This is a genomic window from Affinundibacterium seohonense (assembly GCF_014284305.1).
Taxonomy (GTDB): Bacteria; Pseudomonadota; Gammaproteobacteria; order Burkholderiales; family Burkholderiaceae_D; genus Undibacterium; species Undibacterium seohonense.
In genome coordinates this window covers 88,592-109,119 of sequence record NZ_JACOFW010000013.1, presented here as the reverse complement: position 1 = coordinate 109,119, position 20,528 = coordinate 88,592, and the positions used below count along the sequence as shown (strand labels likewise).

The window sequence follows — 20,528 nt, the reverse complement described above, 5'->3', positions numbered from 1 at the left end:
TATCTCCAAACTATTCAGAATCGGGAACTTGCCTACTTTTAGTCAATTTTCAGACCATATTCTTACACTATTTGCCTTAGAAGAAATATTTCACTCAATTCCTTGGCTGTCATTATCGAGAAAACGGCACAATCTACCCGCCAAAGTAGTTTTCTAACAATACTAAACCTCGGTTCAAGCGGGTAAAATGCGGAGATGCAAAATTTTGACGACGAATCCATAGTAAGAATAGAAGACGATTTATCCGATCAGACCGATTTAAGTCTCAAGTCTTACTTCAAATCCAGTTTAACTCCCGACGATGTTGTTGCCCTCGCCCCTTTGCGGCGCGCGCAGCCTATGCTGCAAGCGTTCACCGCATTATTCCACGGCGGCATCAATAGTGTCTTAATGCGCCTGCTGGTCTTGCGCGAATTGACCGCGGATGTCGACTCGCCATCCCTAAGTCGCGCCGATATTAATGCCAAGCTCGGTTATCTAGAGCCAGAAGCGCTCGAAACCGTGTTGACTCGTTTGCGCAGCACGGGACTCTTGGTGTGGGATGCGAGCCAATCGGTATATCGCATCGCACCGATGGCGCGCAATGTCTTAGCGGCGATTGAATCCCTGATTCAAGTTGAGCAGCAAGACGATCCATCTGAAGTCAGCTATATGTTGACGCAAGTTGCGGGCGCACAGGCTGTCGGTGGTGTTTCGGTTGAACAGTTACATCATTTACTCGGTCGCTTGATTGAGCTGACTGAAGAATTTTCCGATGCGATTGCCTCAGGTTCAGAGTTCCAACTTCGCACTGCACAGCAAAAATGGCACACGGCCTGTGATTGGGTAGAAAAAGGTTCGCAGATTATTCATGCAATCACCAATGATAGCCGCGCTGATTCCGCGACGCATCGAGCAGCACAGGCAATTGGTCGAGCGCAAAGTGCATTATTGAATATGCAAGGTATGTTCTCACGTGCTTTGAACCAAATCGAACGTCAACGCGTGCATCTGGGTCAATCGGGTTTATCAACGACTGATATTAAGATGTGGTTGCTACAGCGTGACGATTTAGCTTCGCTCGCCGATGGCGCTCTATCACACCCGGTGACGCCGCATTTTATTACGCCGTCTGAAATGATCGACGTAGCGGAAAGCGAATTACTGAGCCACCGTAATTCAGCTGTCTTAGGTGTATTACCGACCGGTGAAAATGCACCGTCAATTGCGAATGACAATAGCGAAGCTTTACTGGAACTCGATCATTGGTTAGATTTGCTCGGCAAAATTGACGGTAAGTCGTATGACCCAGAAACCAAAAAACACAAACCACTACAAGATTATTTATTGCCCGCTAGCTTTGCAATTGCTTCGTACCGCGCTTCGCTACTTCCTTTGATTGGTGACGCAAATGAAGCCTCCCTGCAAGGTGCAACAGCGACTCTGGCACGCTTGCCACTGAACTTCAGCTCCAAAGACAAAATGCAGAAAGTCTCTGATCCGCATGTGGCGGCGATTTCTGTGGCGAGTCTCATCCCCATAGACTCGCAGGAACAATCTCAGCAGCAGTCACAGCAAGAAACTAAACATGAATAAAACAAACGTAGGGTGCGCCGCGCGCACCATCAATGTCCCCAACGCAAGAAAACTGGTGCGCACGGCGCACCCTACGAATACCGAGAACGTGATATGACTGAAGACGCACAAATCCTTATCGCCCGTTTGTTGGCGCATCAGACTTTACGTCGTGAAGACAAATTAGTAAAACGTGCTTTGTCCGACGAAAATTTTCGCAGCGATGTTGATGCGCGCTTGAAAGCTTGCGGCATGAAATTTGTTGATAACGTATATGCCGACCATGTGACGCTGGCATTGACACGTGATAGCGAATCCAAAGTATTCGGCACCAAAGACACCTGGCAGAACAATAATTTTGGTCTGGCACGTGATGGCGTAGCCTTGTTGGTCGTATTGTGGTCACTAATTATTTTGCCGAAACGCGAACGTCAAGAAGCGCATCAAATGGCGCAAGAAGATCAGAACGATATGTTCGGCAAAGAAAAACCTTTGCCACGCGCAGAAGATACTTCGATCGGTATTTCTTACCGCACCTTGCTCGCTGATTTTGGCGAGAAGCTAGGCAAAAAAACGCGCATGGACATGAATCTCGGCCAACTCTCACGTCTAGGATTTATCGAACGCAAAATGGATCTGATTATGGAAGGTCCATTGCTCGATTTGCTGATGGATACCGATGCCTTAAAAGATCGCATTATCAACGGCGCGCTGTCGGATATTTTCCATATCCCTATGCCACGTACACCAGCGGTGATAGAAGCGGAGCGTTTGGCCGCTGAAGAAGCCGAACATGCATTGACAGAAGAAGTAAAGCCGTCCGAACAAAATAAAGAATAAAAGCTTGAACCGCAGAGGCGCAGAGAACGCTGAGAAAGTTCTCAAAAAACTCTGCGTACTCTGCGCCTCTGCGGCTCGCCTTTGATTTTTATTCAAAGTGATCTCATAGAAGCAGTACCCATAGCACTAAAAATTTTCTAAAGAAAAACAATTATGTTTCACATCAAATCACTAGAACTGGTTCACTGGGATTACTGGCAACGGATTAAAAACATCCCACTCGACGCCAAGATCATCACGATTGCTGGACAAAATGGTTCAGGCAAAACGACACTGCTCGATGCTTTACGCACGCTGTTTGGTCTTGAGTGTTCTATGGGGCGTTCCTACAAACATTATGCACGCCACTCCGGCCAACAAACTGCGTGGATACGCGCGGTGGTGGACAATAGCGCAGTTGGACCACAGATTTCGAATCGCCCTTTCCGTATGTCGGGCTTGTATGAAGATGAAGTCACGCTGTTCTGCAAAATCGAGAAAAACGGTGGTGACTGGAAACGTCAATACTTGATGCGCAGTGGCAAAATCGAAATTGAAGAAATACAAGAAGCCAACGATTGGTTGGGCGTAGAAACCTATCGCAAACGTTTATCCCACGCAGGTCTATCCACCGCGATGGGTAAAGTGCTGGCACTGGAACAAGGTGAAACCGATAAGCTGTGCGAATACGCACCGCGCCAATTGCTCGACTTGGTGTTTCAAGTGTTTGGCGACAAAGAAGTCTTGGATGCTTACGACGATGCGAAGCGTCATCAGCGCGATACGGAATCTGAACTGCAACGCTTTGAAACCGAACTCGAAGGGGCTAAGACCAATCTGGAAGGCTTGCGCTTAAAAGTCGCCAACTTCCATCAGTGGGAAAGTCTGAATAAAGAAAAACGTGATTTGCAGGAAGAGATTTTACCGACTCTGCAATATCACGAAGATCTAGAACGTGCATCGGCAACCAGCCAGGCATTACGCGCCAGCAAACGTTATTTGAAGACACAAGACGAAGCCTTGTCCGAACGTCGTCAAGCCTTAGCACAACAGGCACAAAATCACAGCGAGGCACAGCAAACTGAAGCGGCATTAGAAGCCGAAGAATCCAACCTGCGCGAAAAACTCGCGCAAGTGAATGCCAAGCTAAAACCACAAGAAAGCTTACTCGAACAAAAAGCACGTTTACAAAAACTCGCCGCTGAAGCCGATGCCGACATCGCGAATATCGCCGATGAATTAGAGAAAAAAGAAGAAGAACTCGCGCAGCAAAAACAAGAGCGCGATGCCTTAAGTCAGCGCATTGCAGCCGACATGGAAACTATCTCGGCACTGCAAGGCAAAGCCAGTTTGCCCGATCCAGAAAACGTGCGTCAGATGCGCCGTGCTTTGAATGAAGCGAATATCCCGCACAGCATGTTGCCTGAGATCGTTGAAGTCACTGACGCCAAATGGCAAGGTGCAGTCGAAGGTGTTTTGCGCGGTTATACCTCGGTGATTTTGCTCGACAATGCCAGCGACGCTAGTGCAGCGTATCGCATCGGTGAGAAGCAACGTTATAGTCACTTCATCGTGCCGGATCGTGTCAATGCCCCGGTGGTGAAAGACGATAGTTTATTGTCCGTTGTCAGTTTCAATGCCAAAGCACCGGCATGGCTGATCGAACAATTAGAACGCATAGAAACCGTCGATAGTATCGATATCGGCATGAAGCTGCACAAGTCGCAAGAATGGATTACGCCGGACGCGTATCACTTCGAACGTCGCGGTGGTCGCTCTTTATTTGTTGAAGTATCACGCTACCGTTTTGGTAATGCAGGTCGTACGCAGCGTTTAGAAGCATTACAAAAAGCCCTGCCGCGTTTGCAATCGCAAGAAGATCAACTCACGATCAAAATCAGCAAACTCGCTGGTGAAATCTCATCCTACAAAGCCCGCTTAGCCGGTGTCGATGCAGCCAAAGAATTGAGTGCTCGCCACGCAGAGTTTGAAGAAGCGTCTCGCAATACCCAGCCACTAAAACAACAGCGTATCGAAGTCGGTACACGCCTCGGTGAGATCGCCCCTCTACTCAAAGCTGCGACTGAACAACGTACAGTCGCGCATCTGAAATGGGAACAAGCCAAAGCCGCGATTGCCGACGCAGAATCACAACAACGTGTTTCAGAAAAACGCCATGCCGAAGAGCGCAAAGCGCAATTCGAAACCCTGCGTAACATGCGCAATACATGGCATACGCTACCACTCAATTGGAAGCGCAGCTCGCATCGTAAAGAGCTAGTGGCGGAACACGAGAACGTACATCAAATCGAATTGCGTTTGCGCAGCCTCGGCAACAACTTAGCGCGTGATGATTGGGAAACGGATTCCACCGTCGTCGATCAATACACGCGTTTAAATAATTTGCTACAAAACCGTCAGGCTGAAACGGACGAACGTCGCTATCAAAACAATCGTGCAATGGAAGCGACTGTGAATGCACGTGCTGCTTACATGGATAGATTACGTTACACGATCAAGACCTACAGCAAAAACATCAAACAATTGGGCGAGCTGGCGGGCATTGAAGTCCACACCGATCCAGTCAAGCTAGAAAATGATGACATCATGTTGTCACAAGCTGGCTTGCATGTGCGCTTTAAATTCGACGGCAAAGGCCCGATCGGCATGAACGACGGCGAAGCATCAGGCGGTCAACAAGTCATGAAATCATTGATCCTGTTAATCGGCTTATTGAAATCTGAAGACGGCTCCGGTGGTTTCGTATTCATCGATGAACCCTTCGCGCATTTGGATATCCGCAACATTCAATTGGTCGGTGAATTCTTGAAAAATACCGATGCGCAGTATCTGATGACGACGCCATTGACGCATAATACTGACGTCTACGATCCTTCAGAATTGACGCTGATTACCAGCAAGAAGAAAAAAGATACGGAATGGGCACAGCCGATTTTTGTGTTACAACGCCGAGTTGAAAAACAAAAAGATGCGCGAACATAGGTTTCAGAAATTGCTCTACCGAGAAAGTATTGGAGCTTGTTCGTCGCAAGCTCCATTTATGATCAAGCCTTAAGCCATAGGGCTCTTGCTCAATGCCGCGTTGGCGTCCATGCCCAACTAGACCTCATTTTTTGACTCCCGAGATCCATCTCCACCACAATCCGGTCTCGAATATCTTGCAAAAAATATTTGCAAAGACAATTGAAAACCCAGTACCGACAACTACCAAAATTGCAAAATGTAAATGCATCAAATTGGTAGGTAAATGCATTTCCTCTATCAAATGATTCGTTATGGCTAAGACTGGAATATGAACCAAATAGAGTGAGTAAGAAAAATGACCTATCTTAGTCAAAGCTTTGCTTTCCAATAATCGGCGAGCCATCGAATGCGGCGCACGCCCAGCCAGCCACACCAAACCAATACTTACCAAAACTGCGAACACGATATCTATCGTTTGCGCTTGCTCGGCAAACCGAGTCGCGCTGGCGGCGTCTTTAATCGCATAGGTATTCATCAAGGATACAAACCAAACCAGGGTAGCAGCAAACAGAGGCAACAAGATCAACCATTGTTGTCGACGTCTTTGCAAATAACCCTCACCGAAAGCCAACCACGCTGCAAACATCCCAAATACAAACAGGTAGAGAAAGTAAGACGGTGTCATGATCGTCATCTGCAGATTCGACACAAACTGAGGTGGATGACTCGCGATCCAGACGATAGCACTGGCCAAAATACAAGACAAAGCAAAGGCGATCAATGCCCCAAACTTACGCAGAAAAAATACTAAGAGTGGGAAAAAGAAATACAGATGCCACTCAGTCGCGATACTCCAAAAAGGGCCATTGATGGCATTAAATTGCGGATAGAAGTCTTGCATCAATGAAAAATTAACTGCCAAAATTTCCCAAGAAATTGTCGGCGTCAATCCAATCGGATGCCTGCCCCAAGCCCCAAGAGGGATAAAAAAATTGATCAATAAAATGAGGCAAAGAATGGCAAAGTAAGGTGGCAAAATACGCGTTGCCCTCGCCTTAAAGAAACCCAGCACACCAGCCGACAATCGGTTTTGGTTACGAAGCACCGGCAATGCTAGACAGAATCCTGACAACACCAGAAATACCACAACCCCTAAGTGCAGGTATAACAAAGCATTAATGGCTTTTGTCCAGATCGATTGATGTGAATTCCAACCATAAGCAAATAAATGACAATGGCCTAACACCACCCAAAGTGCCGCCAATGCACGTAAACCATCCAAAAATGGTAAGCGTGAATGCGTTTTGGGTTCTGCCCGATCAACTTGAGATGAGATTTTCATAAGGTGTACCAATAATATAGTCTTTGCTTTTATCGCAAAACGCAGAACTGTAACAGTGTGACTCTCTATCGACAATAAGAAAAAGCACGAACATGAAATATAGTGCGGCAAAGGTATCACACGTCCATCACAGGTTTGTCACTTCCAAAAACTGCATTGAAAACCCTTTTTTCGATAAGAATTCCAACCGCCAATCAGAGCAATTTTAGTTAGTGACTTTGCTTGAGAGTATTGCTTGAATAGGGCACAATCCATGCAACAATAAATTGAGGTAGGTCATGGGAATTGAAATGGGTAATGCCGCTGAAACTTTGACAGCGATTGTCGTTAGCGAGGAATTAGGGAAACCAAATACGCCGAAACATGATGGCGACACGAGCGATCCAAACCACTCTAAACAATGTGCAAACTGCGGCATAACCCTTAATGGCGCTTACTGTCATACTTGTGGTCAATACTCGCATATACATCGATCCCTGTTGCACATGTTCGAGGAAGTACTACATGGCATTTTCCACTTCGACACCAAAGCCTGGCGCACGATTCCGGCCTTGATTTTACGCCCTGGTCAGTTAACCAAAGATTACATCGAAGGTAAACGTACTTCTTATGTTTCACCACTGGCGCTCTTCCTTTTTTTGATTTTTTTAATGTTCTTTGTGTTCTCCTACACAACCTCATGGAAGGGTGAAGATCTGATCAAAACTGACGACTCAAGAGAAGATGTCACACTGGAATTAACACAAGCCAAGGAAACACTACAGCAGAAGCGCCTTGAAAAAAGCCAATTAGGTGAACATAGCCCAGAGCATTTGGGATTAAAAATAGAAATCCGAGCATATGAAGCCCAAGTGCTTCAGCTGCAAGACACCTTAGATGCAATAGATGGCAATACTGTTTCCGTGTTGGAAGCGAAGCAAGCATTGGAACAAGCTGAGCGAACTTTGGCGGATCTGAAAACGCTTCAGCACAAATTTAAGTCAGAAAAATCAACTGACATGTCAACCAAAGACATCAGTTCAAGTAAGGACGTGAAGAATGGTTCAACGACGAGTTCATCAATAAGCTCAACGGCTAATCCAGTCGACACGTCTGCGAGTAAGCAGGCTGACGAGGGCAAAGAAACGAGTAGCGATGCATCCACCTTAGACATTGCATCACTCAAACCTTGGGAAATCGCCCAAGAGATTCGTTCAATGGAAAACCTAGTGAAATACCATAGGAAACGCGTAGCGAAAGCAATCGCCAAGCACAACAAATCAAAGCAAGAACAAACTGCAAAGAAAGAGGCGTCACCAAAGACGACTCCGACAGCGGAAGAAACTAGTGCAAGTAGTGATGCAAGTGCATCAACAGCAATGTCAGAAACAGAAGAAGCGACGAATGAGCTTGATGACTTATCGAAAATTCCGTACATAGGTAAAGCACTTGCCGATATCAATAAGAATCGCGAACTTACCCTCTACAAAATGAAGAAGAATGCGGCGAGTGCAGCGATTTTATTAATTCCAATCTCTCTGCCTTTTGTATGGCTATTATTTGCTTTTAGCAGAAAATATGTCATATTTGATCACGTCGTATTTTCTTTATACTCTTTATCGTTTATGAGTATTTTGATGATGGTAGTCGCCATTTTATCGAAATTCGATTTCAAAGGAAGCGCCGCTCTTTTATTCGCTTTTGTGCCACCGATACATATGTTTTCTCAACTACGCCATGCGTATAGTTTAAGCGTACCATCTAGTTTATGGCGCACCGTGGCCCTGCTCTTAATCGCTTCAATTTCCTTTAGCATTTATGCGGTGGTAGTCACCGTCTTAAGTGCTTAGTCAATTACAACCAAAGAGTAAACCAGATGACCGCTTATATCGCTTTTCTAAGAGCCGTGAATGTCGGCGGCACTGGCAAACTGCCAATGAAAGACTTGGTAACAATGTGTGAGGCAATTGGATTTCAACAAGTCAAAACTTATATTGCAAGTGGCAATGTGATTTTTAGCAGCATGCTTAGTGCAAAAGCATGTCAGGACTTGCTGGAAAAAGCCTTAGCCGATTATGCAGGCAAAACTGTTGGGGTCTTCATTCGGACCCCCGAACAGATACAAAATCTGCTCGCGCAAAATCCATTTGCCGATAAAGAAGGTAATCGCAGCATTTGCCTATTTCTTGATGAGCCAGTGACATCGGCATTGATCGATGCGGTGAAAAACAAGCGTGATGAAGTGCTCGTCTGCGGTGAAGGTGCGATCTACGTCTATTACGGTGCAGGGATGGCGGATTCTAAACTGCTGATCCCTGCGGCGAAAAATGGAACTGCACGCAACATCAATACCGTGAGCAAGTTGTGTCAGCTTGGATTAGCTTTATAAATTGTGACACGGCTTACGACCGAGGCAATCTACGCATGATCACTTGTGCAAAACGCTGAGGTGCATCAGCATCGAATTCCAAGAATAATTCTGGCTCTAACAGCTCCAATTCCATCAACATAAATTGCCCATCGCGTATTACCCCATCCACACGTGCATAACATGGCATACGTTCTAAGGCGTTCAAAATAGCTTGGGCTTGAGCCTGCATATTCACCGAGACTGCGACCGATCGCACGGTACCGCCGTGATCTGACTGAACACGGAAATCACCCGCCTTCGCGCTCTTCAGCACAGCATGGCTAAATTCGCCATCAAAGAAAATCAAAGACCATTCGCCGTCCTGCATAATTTCGGGCATAAAGGGCTGGACTAAGAAATCTTGCTCGCGTCGCCACACTGCAAAATCACGGTCGACTTCGACAATATTGTCAGGATTCACACGCAAAGTCCGCCAGGCACCGGCCGACTGCACAGGCTTTATCACGATTTGCTCACTATCAAGCTCTTTCATCAACTCTGCCAACGTGCTTAAATCCTCTGGTGTGACACAAAGGCTGGGGATAATCGGTAGTTGTTTGGAACTGAGCTCGAACAAATATTTCTTATTCAAATTCCAATTCAGCGTCGCCAGATCATTAATGACAAGCAGTTTCATCACACTTAATCGTTCCAGCCATTGCAAAAAATCTGCGAGCTTTTCATGATAATCCCAAGGGCAGCGAATAATCACCGCATCAAATGACTGCCACTGCACGGTCGGATCATCCCAGATGCAAACCGAGACTTTTGCCCCCATTTCAAGCAAAGCGGGCGGGAGTAATTTTTCTCCACCGAATAAATCTGGTAAGTCCGCGCTGGTAACGACGGCAAGATGGCGTTGGCTGTTCATGTGAATTCTCGCGGTTGATTGAGCCTGACATGATACCGAAGTTTGAGAGTCCACTGCGTTCTCAGGAAATGGTTCGTGAACAATGCTCGTAATTTGATACCACTTAAACAAATCGCACGACAAAATTCTTATAAAACAATTTACTAAAAAAATCCTATCGATAAGGTCACCAATACCAGCGCCGCTCCCGCAGATCAAATTAGGCGACTAAAAGTATAAAGATTATTTACTTTAAATAGATTAATTTCGTATTTATCGACGTTGAAGACTAATAGACGCAGAAAACCAAAGAAAAACAGCTAATGACAGAATTTTCTTTGGTTTACAAAAAATACCGTATTTCACCAACATCCAAAAAACAACTGATAACTTTCCGTCAACCTCTTTCTCTGTTCTACTCACTTTTGATTGCAATACATCGGCGGAATGGGATATCTCACGGTAAGTCGGGTGCAATCAATTCCTTAAAATCAAAATAAACATCCTAACCATATAGTCTGGGAGAGACAGATGCAAAAGAAAATTCTATCGAGTTTAATGCTCGGCTTAGTCCTGAGCGCATCAGGCAATGTCACAAGCAATGCCGCTGAAAAGAAGATTTGGATCACCATTGGTGATGCCGCTTTTAATGAACTCAAGCAAATTTCACCGAACTTAGTTTCACGAGAAAGTCACACAGTCAATGCTGGCTCAGTTGGTTTTGCAAGATCAGAGGATGTTCATCTGGTACAAGTTGATGAAGCAACTATGCATGCGTTATCTGGCGCCATTCATACCAAGCTAAAGCGTTGCGGGGGCTTCATTTCGCATGATAGTGAATTGTCTGGCCGAAATGCATTAAGAAGCACGGCACAAGGCATTGCGCCAGCATTTGCCAGTTTGGCGCCGTCCTATACCATCGATAATCAAACCACAGTCAATCCATTGTTGACCCAAATGCAGGCGACAAACATTGGACAAACCATCGTTGACCTCTCTGCGATCACCAATCGCTACTACACAACAACCGGTGGCACCACAGGTTCCAACTGGATCAAGAACAAATGGACAAGCTTAGCAAGTGGTCGCAGTAATGTGACAGTCGAACAATTTACCCATGCTGCCTTTCCACAAAAATCCGTGATTTTGACCATACAAGGTAGCGACAATGCTTCTGAGGTCGTGGTTCTTGGTGGGCATCAAGACTCGATCAACACTGCCGGCACAACCGAGACCACGAGAGCACCTGGCGCGGATGATGACGCCTCAGGTATCGCGAGTCTGACCGAAGCAATTCGCGTCATGTTGGCGAGCAATTATCAACCTCGACGTACCATCAAATTTATCGCCTATGCAGCAGAAGAAGTGGGACTAAAAGGCTCAGCAGAAATCGCTAAAAAATATAAAACGGATGGCGTGAAAGTGGTTGGTGTCATGCAGCTAGACATGACCAATTACAAAGGCTCCGCTAAAGATATTTACCTTTACACCGACTACACCAACGCGGCACAAAATACTTTTGTCGCCAACCTCATCAGCACTTATCAACCGACGTTAACCGTGGGCAATGATAGCTGTGGCTACGGCTGTTCAGACCACGCCTCTTGGCATGCACAAGGGTATCCAACGTCGATGCCCTTTGAAACGACGATGAATGAAAGCAATCCAAAAATTCACGGCACAGGCGACACCTACGCCAATATGGGTAGCCAAGCGAATCATGCTTTAAAATTTGGTCGCTTAGCTGCTTCTTTTGCGGTGGAATTGGGCAGTGATGGCCCGGGATTACCACCAGCAACCACGGTCTTAACGAAAGATGTTTCAGTGGCGGTTGCGGGCGCTGCTGGCACACAAACTAATTACAGCTTTGTGGTCCCTACCGGCGTCAGCAACTTAACTTTCAAAACCACCGGTGGCACTGGCGATTTAGATATTTATACGCAGCTAGGTAGCTTACCAACCACGACCTCCTATTTACAAAAAGCCGATGGTGCGACAAATACGGAAACAATCACGATCGCGACACCGACTGCCGGCACCTACTACTTACTAGCCAATGCATCTACAGCAGTGAGTGGAGCATCATTGGTTGCGAGCTATCAAACAGGCACCACTCAGGGGAACATCTTGACTAGTGGTGTAGCGGTCAGCATTGGTATGGCAAAGAACGCCACCAAGACTTACACAATCTCGGTACCAGCTGGCAAAACCTCGTTGACATTCAAATTATCGGGCGGCACAGGTGATGGTGATATTTATGCCAAATTTAACACTGCGCCAACCACGACTGTCTTCGACAAAAAATCGGATGGCGCAACCAACGCAGAAACCATCACGTTCACCTCACCACAGGCAGGCACTTATCACATACTCATTAAAGCTTACGCAGCGATGAGTGGTGCAAGTTTGGTGGCGACGATCCAATAAGTTCGCACCAGTCATCACAAAAAAAGCCAGTGAGATGAATGTCTCGCTGGCTTTTTTTTGCAGGATGCTCTAACAAATCTAGAAAGTCTTGATCAACATCAAGCGGAATGAGCGCGATTCCAAAGGATGAAAATGGATATCTTCTTTCGGACTTGCTTCACCTTTCAGCTGCGATTCGTAGTAATAGTCAATCGCAGAAGCACGGCGATTGGTCAGATTAAATCCTTCTAACTCTAGTTTCAGCGTCGGGCTAAACTTATACCCAAAACGCCCGTTGAGCGTGCTACTTGCTTTTGAGCGCACGGAATTATCTTCCAGTAAGGCACGTGGGCCAAAATAACGTAAACGCAATGCACCCGACCAAGCGCCTAGCTTATCGACTACTGCCGATAATTGCGCAACACCTTCGACGGCACCCACGATACGATTACCAACAGGATCAAAATCACATGAACGTGCCTTTGCATACGCGGCATCAAAATCAATCGCCAACCAATCGTTGGCCTGATAAGAATTAGAAATTTCGATACCATGACGACGGCTTGGGCGCCCTGCTTCGGTCGTACCAGCGTCGCCGACGAAACTCAACTCAGAATCGAAATCAAGACGGTACAAAGATACCGAAGTCTGCAGACCCGGTAGAATTTCTGTACGCATGCCTAATTCGCTGCCACGTGCGCGTACCAGTCCTAGTGATCTGCCTGTTGGCTCTAAGCTTTGTGGATCAATCGTCGTCAAAGTCGCCCGCGCATCATTGCTATGAAAGCCCGTGCCCACGTTCACATAAAACTCGGTCTTACTCCACGGACCAAAAATCAAACTGGCACTAGGGCTAGTGATGTGATCATTGGCTTTTCCTGAATTTTCACGTCGATCTCCATCCACTTGAAATCGATATTGATCATGACGTAAGCCAAAATTCGTACGAAAACTTTCCGTCCAACGGGTACTCATATCGACATACAAGCCCAAACTGGTTTCGACGATGTGATCTTGACGTACCGTGGATAATTGCTGACGTGCCTTAGTCTTATGCAAGCCATTAAAGACATTATCGTTTTGCAGCTGTGTGCCAATTGTGAAGTCGGTGTTCTTACCATTCAAATGCGAATGCCAAGTATGACTTGCGTTCAGCCCGCTCGTCACTCGACGATCTGGCTGACTGAACTGATCACCATTAATCGGATCGTCCATAAAATAGGTAAAGTTGGAATATAAATCCAAACCAGTATTGATCAAATACGCACTAATCTTTGAAGCATCGTCCGTTGCCGTACGACGCCAACTACCAGATAAACTATAGCGGTGCGCTTCGCCCCCATCGGTCTTATCAATGGTGTCAAAGCGGCTAATGTCGCCCTGCTCCACTGCTCGCAACGGAATCTGATCAGTGGCGTTCCATTTGCCGCGATATAGCATCGCACTGAGACTAAATCCATTGTTCGCAAAGCCTTCACTGTAGCGCAATACCGCATTCACTTTTTTGAACTTATCTGGGTTCACAAATGGGCCGTCATTACCTGTGAATTCAAGTGCATATAACAAACTACCATCGGCAAAATCTGGCGAAGCTGCGAGCAAGGCGCGGCGATAGGCATTTTGCCCGATTGTGACACTGGCGATGCTTTGGCTCAATCGATTTGCATACAACATGGCAGCACTGCCAGCCGCCGAAAAGTCACCGGTCGTCGATGAATAAGGCCCTTTTTTGAACTCCATACGCGCCGTTAATTCTGGGATTAAGAAGTTCAAATCTGTCCAACCTTGTCCGTGCGCGTGACTACGCTGATTGACAGGCATTTCATCGAGCGTCGTGCGCAGATCCGTGCCGTGATCAAGATTAAAGCCGCGCAGGTAGAATTGATTGGCTTTGCCTTCGCCGCTGTGCTGGCTCACAATCAAGCCTGGGATTGCTTCGAGCAATTCGCCCGGACGGTAAGTCGTCATCGACGCCAGTTCTTTTTTCCCAATCACACCGGCATTAGCAGCGTCGAGCAGACCCAATTGGCTCATTTTAGAGCCATCAATTGCCACGCGATGTAAAACCGAATCGTCGGCAAATGCATTTTGATGAAAAATGGTAGCGATCAAGCCAACCAATAAACCTTGCTTCATATATGAAATAAAATTCTAAAGATTAAATTACTATCTGAAAAAAAGCGCCAACTGGCGCTCTAATTTTACACTGTCAACGCAATGACATTTAAGGCAATCGCTGCTCACGTTGGTTACGTGTGAACGTGTGTGTCTGGGTCACACCATTCTTGGTGATGTTCAATGTATTCACCTGATCAATCAAAAAATCTGTTAACACAGCCTGACGAATACTGACTTGCTCAGGCAAAGCACGTTGTTCCAATTCCTGAAAAACGATCACACTATTTGGATCAACTTTCAAACCCACCCATTTCAAAGGAAGAACACCACCAGTATCGTTCAGGACAAATTGCTTTTCAAAATATTTCTTGAACACTAAGACATCTTCTGGATCACTTAAATCAAACTGGCGTTGATATAAATTCTCTAGCAAAGCCTCGACATCATGCGCCATAAAGGTATGCACAAATTCGGTATTACCCGTATTGGGATTCATGCTGATATCGGTGATGCCAGCATGAAAGCGATGTGCATGTGCGAATGCGCTGAGGCCAATAGATGCACAGATTAATGTGCAAACGAATGTGCTCAATAAGGCACCACGAAAGTCGAATTTAAAAAACCTAAAACTACGCAACATGCTTGTCTCAATTTCTCTGTCTAAAAAACCAATTTGCTGGTTGATCTAATGCACTACAGTCAGACATCAGACCAACCCAGCAAACTTACCAAGGCTTACTTTTTCTCAGCTGGTTTCGTGGCATCTTTGGATTCAGGCTTATCTGTCTTCAAAGGTGTTTTGAAATCCATCATCATGTCGCTTGGCGGTGGAGGCATTTTAAATAACTCCAAGCGTGATTGTGTGATCTTGCGTGGCCAAGAATTGTTATTCGTATCGATGTCGGCTGTTTCCAAATAAGGATCTTGCGTCAAGCCAACCATCGGTTCATCAGTAACGATCAACTTAGTGAACTTTTTGGAGTTATAACGCCAGATTTCTGCCGGGATACGTTGAATCAATTTCTTACCGCTCTTCAATTCGACTTCCAAAATCAAAGGCATCACCAAACCCCCGACGTTGGAGAAGTCAACCAGATAGAAATGCTTGCCAGATTTCAGCATCGCTTTTTCGTCTTCTTCCAGACCCTTCATCATCTCATTGTAAGTATTGCGATCTTTATTGGTGACGGTGAAGTCATCATATTGATTGTAGAAGTCTTTGAGCTCTGGATGGGAATCTAAACGGCGCTCCAACTTACCCTTGTCTGCCTGATTGGCTGTCGACATTGGCTGTGAAGCAAATTGGGCACGACGCCATGCTTTTTCAACTTCTGGATCTTTCGTGGACATTGTGTATTCAACGATGCCGTCGATACTGATATCAACTGGATCGGTTGTGTAGAACCAACCGCGCCAGAACCAATCTAGATCCGTACCAGACGCATCTTCCATGGTGCGGAAGAAATCTGCTGGCGTTGGACGTTTGAATTTCCAACGTTGTGAATACTCTTTAAATGCGAAATCAAACAATTCACGACCTAAAATCGTCTCACGCAAAATGTGCAAGCCAGCCGCTGGTTTCGCGTAAGCATTTGGACCAAATTGCAAAATGGATTCTGAGTTGGTCATGATAGGCACTTGATTTTGGCTCTTCATGTAGTCAACGATGCCGCGTGGTTCACCGCGTGTGCCAGGATAATTTTCTTCCCAAGCTTGTTCTGCCAAACTTTGTACGAAGGAGTTCAAGCCCTCGTCCATCCATGTCCATTGACGCTCATCAGAGTTAACGATCATCGGGAAATAGTTATGACCAACTTCATGAATGATCACGCTGATCAAACCATATTTAGTACGCTTAGAATACGTCAATTCGCCGGTTTTTTTATCCTTAGTCGGACGACCACCATTAAAGGACAACATAGGATATTCCATACCGCCTTGTGGGCCATTGACTGATTGCGCGGTCGGATATGGATAATCGAGCGAGAATTTATTGTATTGTTCAATCGTATGAATGATCGCCTGCGTGGAGTATTGTCCCCATAAAGGATTGCCTTCTTTCGGATAGAAAGACATCGCTAAACCAGTGCTGGAGCCAGTCTTGTAGCCCTGTGCATCCCAGATGTATTTACGCGAAGTTGCCCAAGCAAAGTCACGCACATTCTTCGCTTTGAAATGCCAAGTCTTGCTTGAAGTCGTACGTGTTTTCTCTGCTTCTTCGGCTTCTTTTTGCGTCACAATCGCCACCGGCGTTTTTGCTGTGCGCGCTTGCTTCAAACGATCGCGTTGCGTCGCTGTCAAGATCTTGTCGCCGTTCGTCAATTCACCAGTCGCAGCAACCACGTGATCGCTAGGCACCGTCAATTGCACATCATAGTCGCCAAATTCCAAGGTAAATTCACCTGAACCCAAGAACTGTTTATGCTGCCAGCCGTAAACATCGTAGTAAGCTGCCATGCGTGGGAACCATTGTGCGATTTCAAAGATATCGTTTTTATCTTCTTTAAAATGCTCATAACCGTCACGACCACCGAGCACTTTACCGTTACCAATGTTGTAGTTCCAATCGATGCTAAATACATACTTAGCGCCCGGCTTCAAGCTTTGCGGCAAGTCAATTCGCATCATGGTGCGATTAATCACGTGCTTCAAGGCCTGACCATCCGCGCCTTTGACACTGGTAATTTTGAAGCCGCCTTCGAACTTATCGCGCTCATTCATCGCTGCCATGGCTTGAAAACTCACAGCATTCGGGTTTTTCCACGCATCACGAGAAGGTAAGGTCCGTGTTGTGTTGGCATCAGAATCGGAACGGAAAATGTTTTGATCCAGTTGCACCCACAAGTAATTCAAAGTATCTGGAGAATTATTATGATAAGTAATGGTCTCTGCGCCAGTGATAGCACGCTTGGACTCATCAAGACTCGCGCGAATCACATAATCGGCGCGTTGTTGCCAGTAAGCGTGACCAGGTGCGCCAGAGGCAGCACGAATCGACGTTGGCGTCGGTAACAAATCTTCTATTTGACGAAATTTATCGTCGGATTGAGCACCGGCAAAGGCGGGCATGCTCAAACATAAGAGCACTAATGAAACAGGCAAACGCATTATGTTGACTCCATGAGGTGGGAAAAGAGAGAGTAGACTTTTATTCTTTTAGAACATTTCTTGAATTTAAGCCCCGCCAGTTTGAGCGTGCACCCCGCAAAAAGTTCCAAACTCTGACGAAGAAACACGCAAAAGTGTGGTTTTACACGTTGCAAGAAGATATCGCAGGTCAACGACGAAAGACTTCAGCTTAATTTTCGGTAAAATGTTAAGCAATCCCTTGATTTGATGATAATAAAAATTATTCCAATTTTCATCAAATTGTTTTCCTGTGCAATTTTTTTAGGTCTAGGCTTCTTTCATGTTTAAACACCTTAAGCAATCACTGTTAGGTCGTTCAATGGATTTCAGTATTGACGATGAAAAAAGTGAGCTCGCTAAGAACTCTGTTTTAGCGCAAGCTAGTTCGCCAGAGAATAATGTAGGCGATGAAAAGCAACATGAGAGCATTTTGGATCAGATAGACAAAGAATGGAATTTACAACAGGCAGCTTACGCCAGATCAAAAGTCGAGCGCGATATGTTGATCGACGCCAACAGCCGCACAAATTTTGAACAGGATTTATTACTCAAGGTGAGAAATCGTCTGCTAGCGGAAAAACAAGCAGAAAAACTAGCACAGCAAAGACTCGATAGTGAACAGCAGGCATTGGAAACAAGCACGCAAAGACTGACGGCGGAGCAACAAGCAGAACAAGCCGCATTGGCAAAATTGGCATTAGAAGAGCAATTATTACAAAGCGCCCAACAACTATTGGCGAATGAAACAGCAGCAAAAGTTGCCGCGCAAACTCAACTAGAAACCAATCAGAAGATCGAATTGGCTGCGAAAGAACGCTTGAGGATCGATACTGAAGCGCAGCAAGCAGCGCAAGAAAAATTGCAGGCAGAGACTGCCCTATTGCAAGCACTGAAAAATAGCGAGCTCGCGGAGCAAGCTGCCTTAGAACAAGCACAATTACGCCTGGCCGCAGAACAAGAACTTGCGCAAACTAGCCTGCAAAAATCCACAACAGAGCTAGCGCTGCAAGACAAAATTCAAAAGAGAATTCAAGCGGATTTAGAATGCGAACGCATCGCCCGTGAAAAACAACAAGCCGAGCAAGCTGCAGGACAAGAATTCATTCGACAGGAAGCCTTAGAAGCTGAACAAATTCGCGTCAACAACGCCAAAGTGGAAGCGGAAAGTGAATTATTGCGAGCGACAAAAATCAAAGTCGCACTAGAACGCGAAGCCAAGTTAAAGAGCACGGAACGTTTGTTAATCAGCCGTGTCGCCGAACAAAAAGTCCAAGAGCGCATTGCCAGCGAGGCAGAACTTCGTGCACTGATACAAGAAAAAGTACAAGCAGAAACGGCCTTAATGGAATCTGCTTTAGCAATCTCCATTGCGGATGACGAGGCGGAGCGGGCAACCAAAGAAAAATTAGAGCTGGAATCATTGGCGACACTCAAAGCGGAAGAACGAGCGATCGCCGAACATGAGGCACTAAAGCACAGTCAACGCAAGCTCGCTGCGGAAACAGATTTACTCGTGCAGGTCGAAGCCCGCCTGCGCGCTGAACAAAGTGCAGAACAGGTTTCAGCACTACATTTAGCCGCAGCCCAAGAGGCGGAACGACTTGCGCAAAAGCGCTTGCAAGCCGAGCATGATGCAATAACCACGGTGAAGCAAAGCCAACTCAATGATAGCCTGACACTCGAGTCGGAACAGCTGCGTTTAGCCCACGAAACCGCACTACTTGAAGCGGCGCAGCAACTAGCGATCACCGAAGCCGAAGCCGAGAAGCTCGCGCGAGAAAGAGTCGCAGCCTCGATCCAAGTACAGCAACAGCTACAGGCAAGACAGCAGGCAGAACTCAATGCCCAACGTTTGCAAGAACAAAGACAATTAACAGAAGCAGAATTAATCCAGAGCACCCGAGCGCAACTCGCCCTAGAAACAGAAACCGAACAATTACTGCAGGCACGTTTGGAACAAGAAACACACGTGGCATTGCAGAGTGAGGAACTGCATCAATTACTTGAGCGACACACCGCCGTCAAAGAGCGCAAAGCACAAGCAGAACAGCAATTAGCAGCACTGACACATGATCGTCAAGAGCAAGAACAGCAGGCTCAGACTTTACAAGTCGAACGTGCAGCACTAGATGCTGAGTTGATCAGCTTAAATACGGACATCGACACCCTCAATGAACTCGCCGGGCAAGAACGTCTTCTGCTCGCTCAGGCACATCAAAAAATTGCACAGGAAAAAGACTTATACGCCAAAGCCAAAGCCAGACTCAATGCCGAAAAGGTTGCTACGGTCGTTGCTCAGCAACGTCACATGCGGGCACAGGAAGCAGAACGCCTCGCGCAGGATCGTGCTGAACAAGAGTCACTCGCTATTGCCGCTGAACAGGAAAGACTAGAACGCGAAGAGCAAGCTATGGCGGCCGAACGAGCGCGCCAGATCGCCGAGGATCAAGCACAAGCGCTGGCCGAAAAGCGACAACAACTCGCCGAGCAAGCAGATACTCGTGAACAAGAACGGCAACAACTACAAGATCCTCAACTGCGTTTAGCAATTGATCAACTAGAAGCGGCTCCCGAGGAACTGGTTGCTATACGTGTACCAGCCGACGACAACCTGACACCAGGCACCAACCTGATGTCGATAGATCGCAAAGATGAATTTGAGCTGTATTTGGAAAGTGTGAATCGTTCCAAATCGGGCTTGAGTACTGGTGCCATTGCCATTGTCATCACTGCCGGAATCGCGCTGACTGGCTATTGGTGGTGGCAACAACAAGAGGCACAAAATGCAGCTAAGCCCAAACCTGCAACCGTGCAAACTGGTAAAAAAACTACGCTGAACACACCGATACCAAACACCGTCGCCCCCACTGTGGATGCACAATTATTTCAGCCGAAGTTAGATAAAAATTACCAGCAAATTAAGCCCTGAGATATTG

Annotated in this window: 12 protein-coding genes; 7 read left to right on the top strand and 5 right to left on the bottom strand. The window is 46.3% G+C overall.

Annotation, left to right across the window (positions count from 1 at the left end; all coding sequences use genetic code 11):
• The first annotated feature begins 195 nt into the window (after positions 1 to 195).
• From H8K52_RS12570 to H8K52_RS12560, 3 genes are all read left to right on the top strand, one after another.
• A complete protein-coding gene (locus tag H8K52_RS12570; RefSeq protein WP_186923254.1) occupies positions 196 to 1,575 on the top strand; it encodes a hypothetical protein in 1,380 nt (459 codons plus the stop codon).
• 93 nt (positions 1,576 to 1,668) lie between these two features.
• Positions 1,669 to 2,394 carry a hypothetical protein gene (locus H8K52_RS12565; protein ID WP_186923253.1) on the top strand — a complete coding sequence of 242 codons (726 nt, stop codon included), beginning with the start codon at positions 1,669 to 1,671 and terminating at the stop codon, positions 2,392 to 2,394.
• Positions 2,395 to 2,547: 153 nt separating this feature from the next.
• Positions 2,548 to 5,376, top strand: a complete 2,829-nt coding sequence (locus tag H8K52_RS12560; protein WP_186923252.1) for an ATP-binding protein — start codon at positions 2,548 to 2,550, stop codon at positions 5,374 to 5,376.
• Between the two features lie 124 nt (positions 5,377 to 5,500).
• Here H8K52_RS12560 and H8K52_RS12555 read toward each other — a convergent pair whose 3' ends face one another.
• Positions 5,501 to 6,700 (bottom strand): acyltransferase family protein, encoded by a 1,200-nt coding sequence (locus tag H8K52_RS12555; protein WP_186923251.1) that lies wholly within the window; start codon positions 6,698 to 6,700, stop codon positions 5,501 to 5,503.
• Positions 6,701 to 6,978: 278 nt separating this feature from the next.
• Between H8K52_RS12555 and H8K52_RS12550 the strand changes: the two genes are divergently transcribed.
• Together H8K52_RS12550 and H8K52_RS12545 are read left to right on the top strand one after the other, a co-directional pair.
• Complete coding sequence (locus H8K52_RS12550) at positions 6,979 to 8,529, top strand: DUF3667 domain-containing protein (protein ID WP_186923250.1); 1,551 nt, start codon at positions 6,979 to 6,981, stop codon at positions 8,527 to 8,529.
• Positions 8,530 to 8,555: 26 nt separating this feature from the next.
• The gene (locus tag H8K52_RS12545) at positions 8,556 to 9,068 is read left to right on the top strand and encodes a DUF1697 domain-containing protein (protein WP_186923249.1); all 513 of its coding nucleotides are present in this window, start codon (positions 8,556 to 8,558) and stop codon (positions 9,066 to 9,068) included.
• A 13-nt stretch (positions 9,069 to 9,081) separates the two neighbouring features.
• On the opposite strand, the gene H8K52_RS12540 is transcribed toward H8K52_RS12545, so the two are convergent.
• Positions 9,082 to 9,960, bottom strand: coding sequence for an ATP-grasp domain-containing protein (locus H8K52_RS12540; protein ID WP_186923248.1), 879 nt, complete (start codon positions 9,958 to 9,960; stop codon positions 9,082 to 9,084).
• A gap of 510 nt (positions 9,961 to 10,470) precedes the next feature.
• On the opposite strand from H8K52_RS12540, the gene H8K52_RS12535 reads away from it, so the two are divergent.
• Complete coding sequence (locus H8K52_RS12535; protein WP_186923247.1) at positions 10,471 to 12,366, top strand: M20/M25/M40 family metallo-hydrolase; 1,896 nt, start codon at positions 10,471 to 10,473, stop codon at positions 12,364 to 12,366.
• Between the two features lie 78 nt (positions 12,367 to 12,444).
• Here the strand turns inward: H8K52_RS12535 and H8K52_RS12530 are convergent, their stop codons facing one another.
• From H8K52_RS12530 to H8K52_RS12520, 3 genes are all read right to left on the bottom strand, one after another.
• Entirely contained in the window at positions 12,445 to 14,481 is a 2,037-nt protein-coding gene (locus H8K52_RS12530; protein WP_186923246.1) for a TonB-dependent receptor, read from the bottom strand.
• Between the two features lie 88 nt (positions 14,482 to 14,569).
• Positions 14,570 to 15,103, bottom strand: a complete 534-nt coding sequence (locus H8K52_RS12525) for a DUF6702 family protein (protein WP_246464488.1) — start codon at positions 15,101 to 15,103, stop codon at positions 14,570 to 14,572.
• A 95-nt stretch (positions 15,104 to 15,198) separates the two neighbouring features.
• Positions 15,199 to 17,571, bottom strand: coding sequence for a M1 family metallopeptidase (locus H8K52_RS12520; RefSeq protein ID WP_186923245.1), 2,373 nt, complete (start codon positions 17,569 to 17,571; stop codon positions 15,199 to 15,201).
• Between the two features lie 301 nt (positions 17,572 to 17,872).
• Here H8K52_RS12520 and H8K52_RS12515 point away from each other — a divergent pair, with 301 nt between their 5' ends.
• Complete coding sequence (locus H8K52_RS12515) at positions 17,873 to 20,521, top strand: hypothetical protein (protein ID WP_186923244.1); 2,649 nt, start codon at positions 17,873 to 17,875, stop codon at positions 20,519 to 20,521.
• The last annotated feature ends 7 nt before the right edge of the window (positions 20,522 to 20,528 follow it).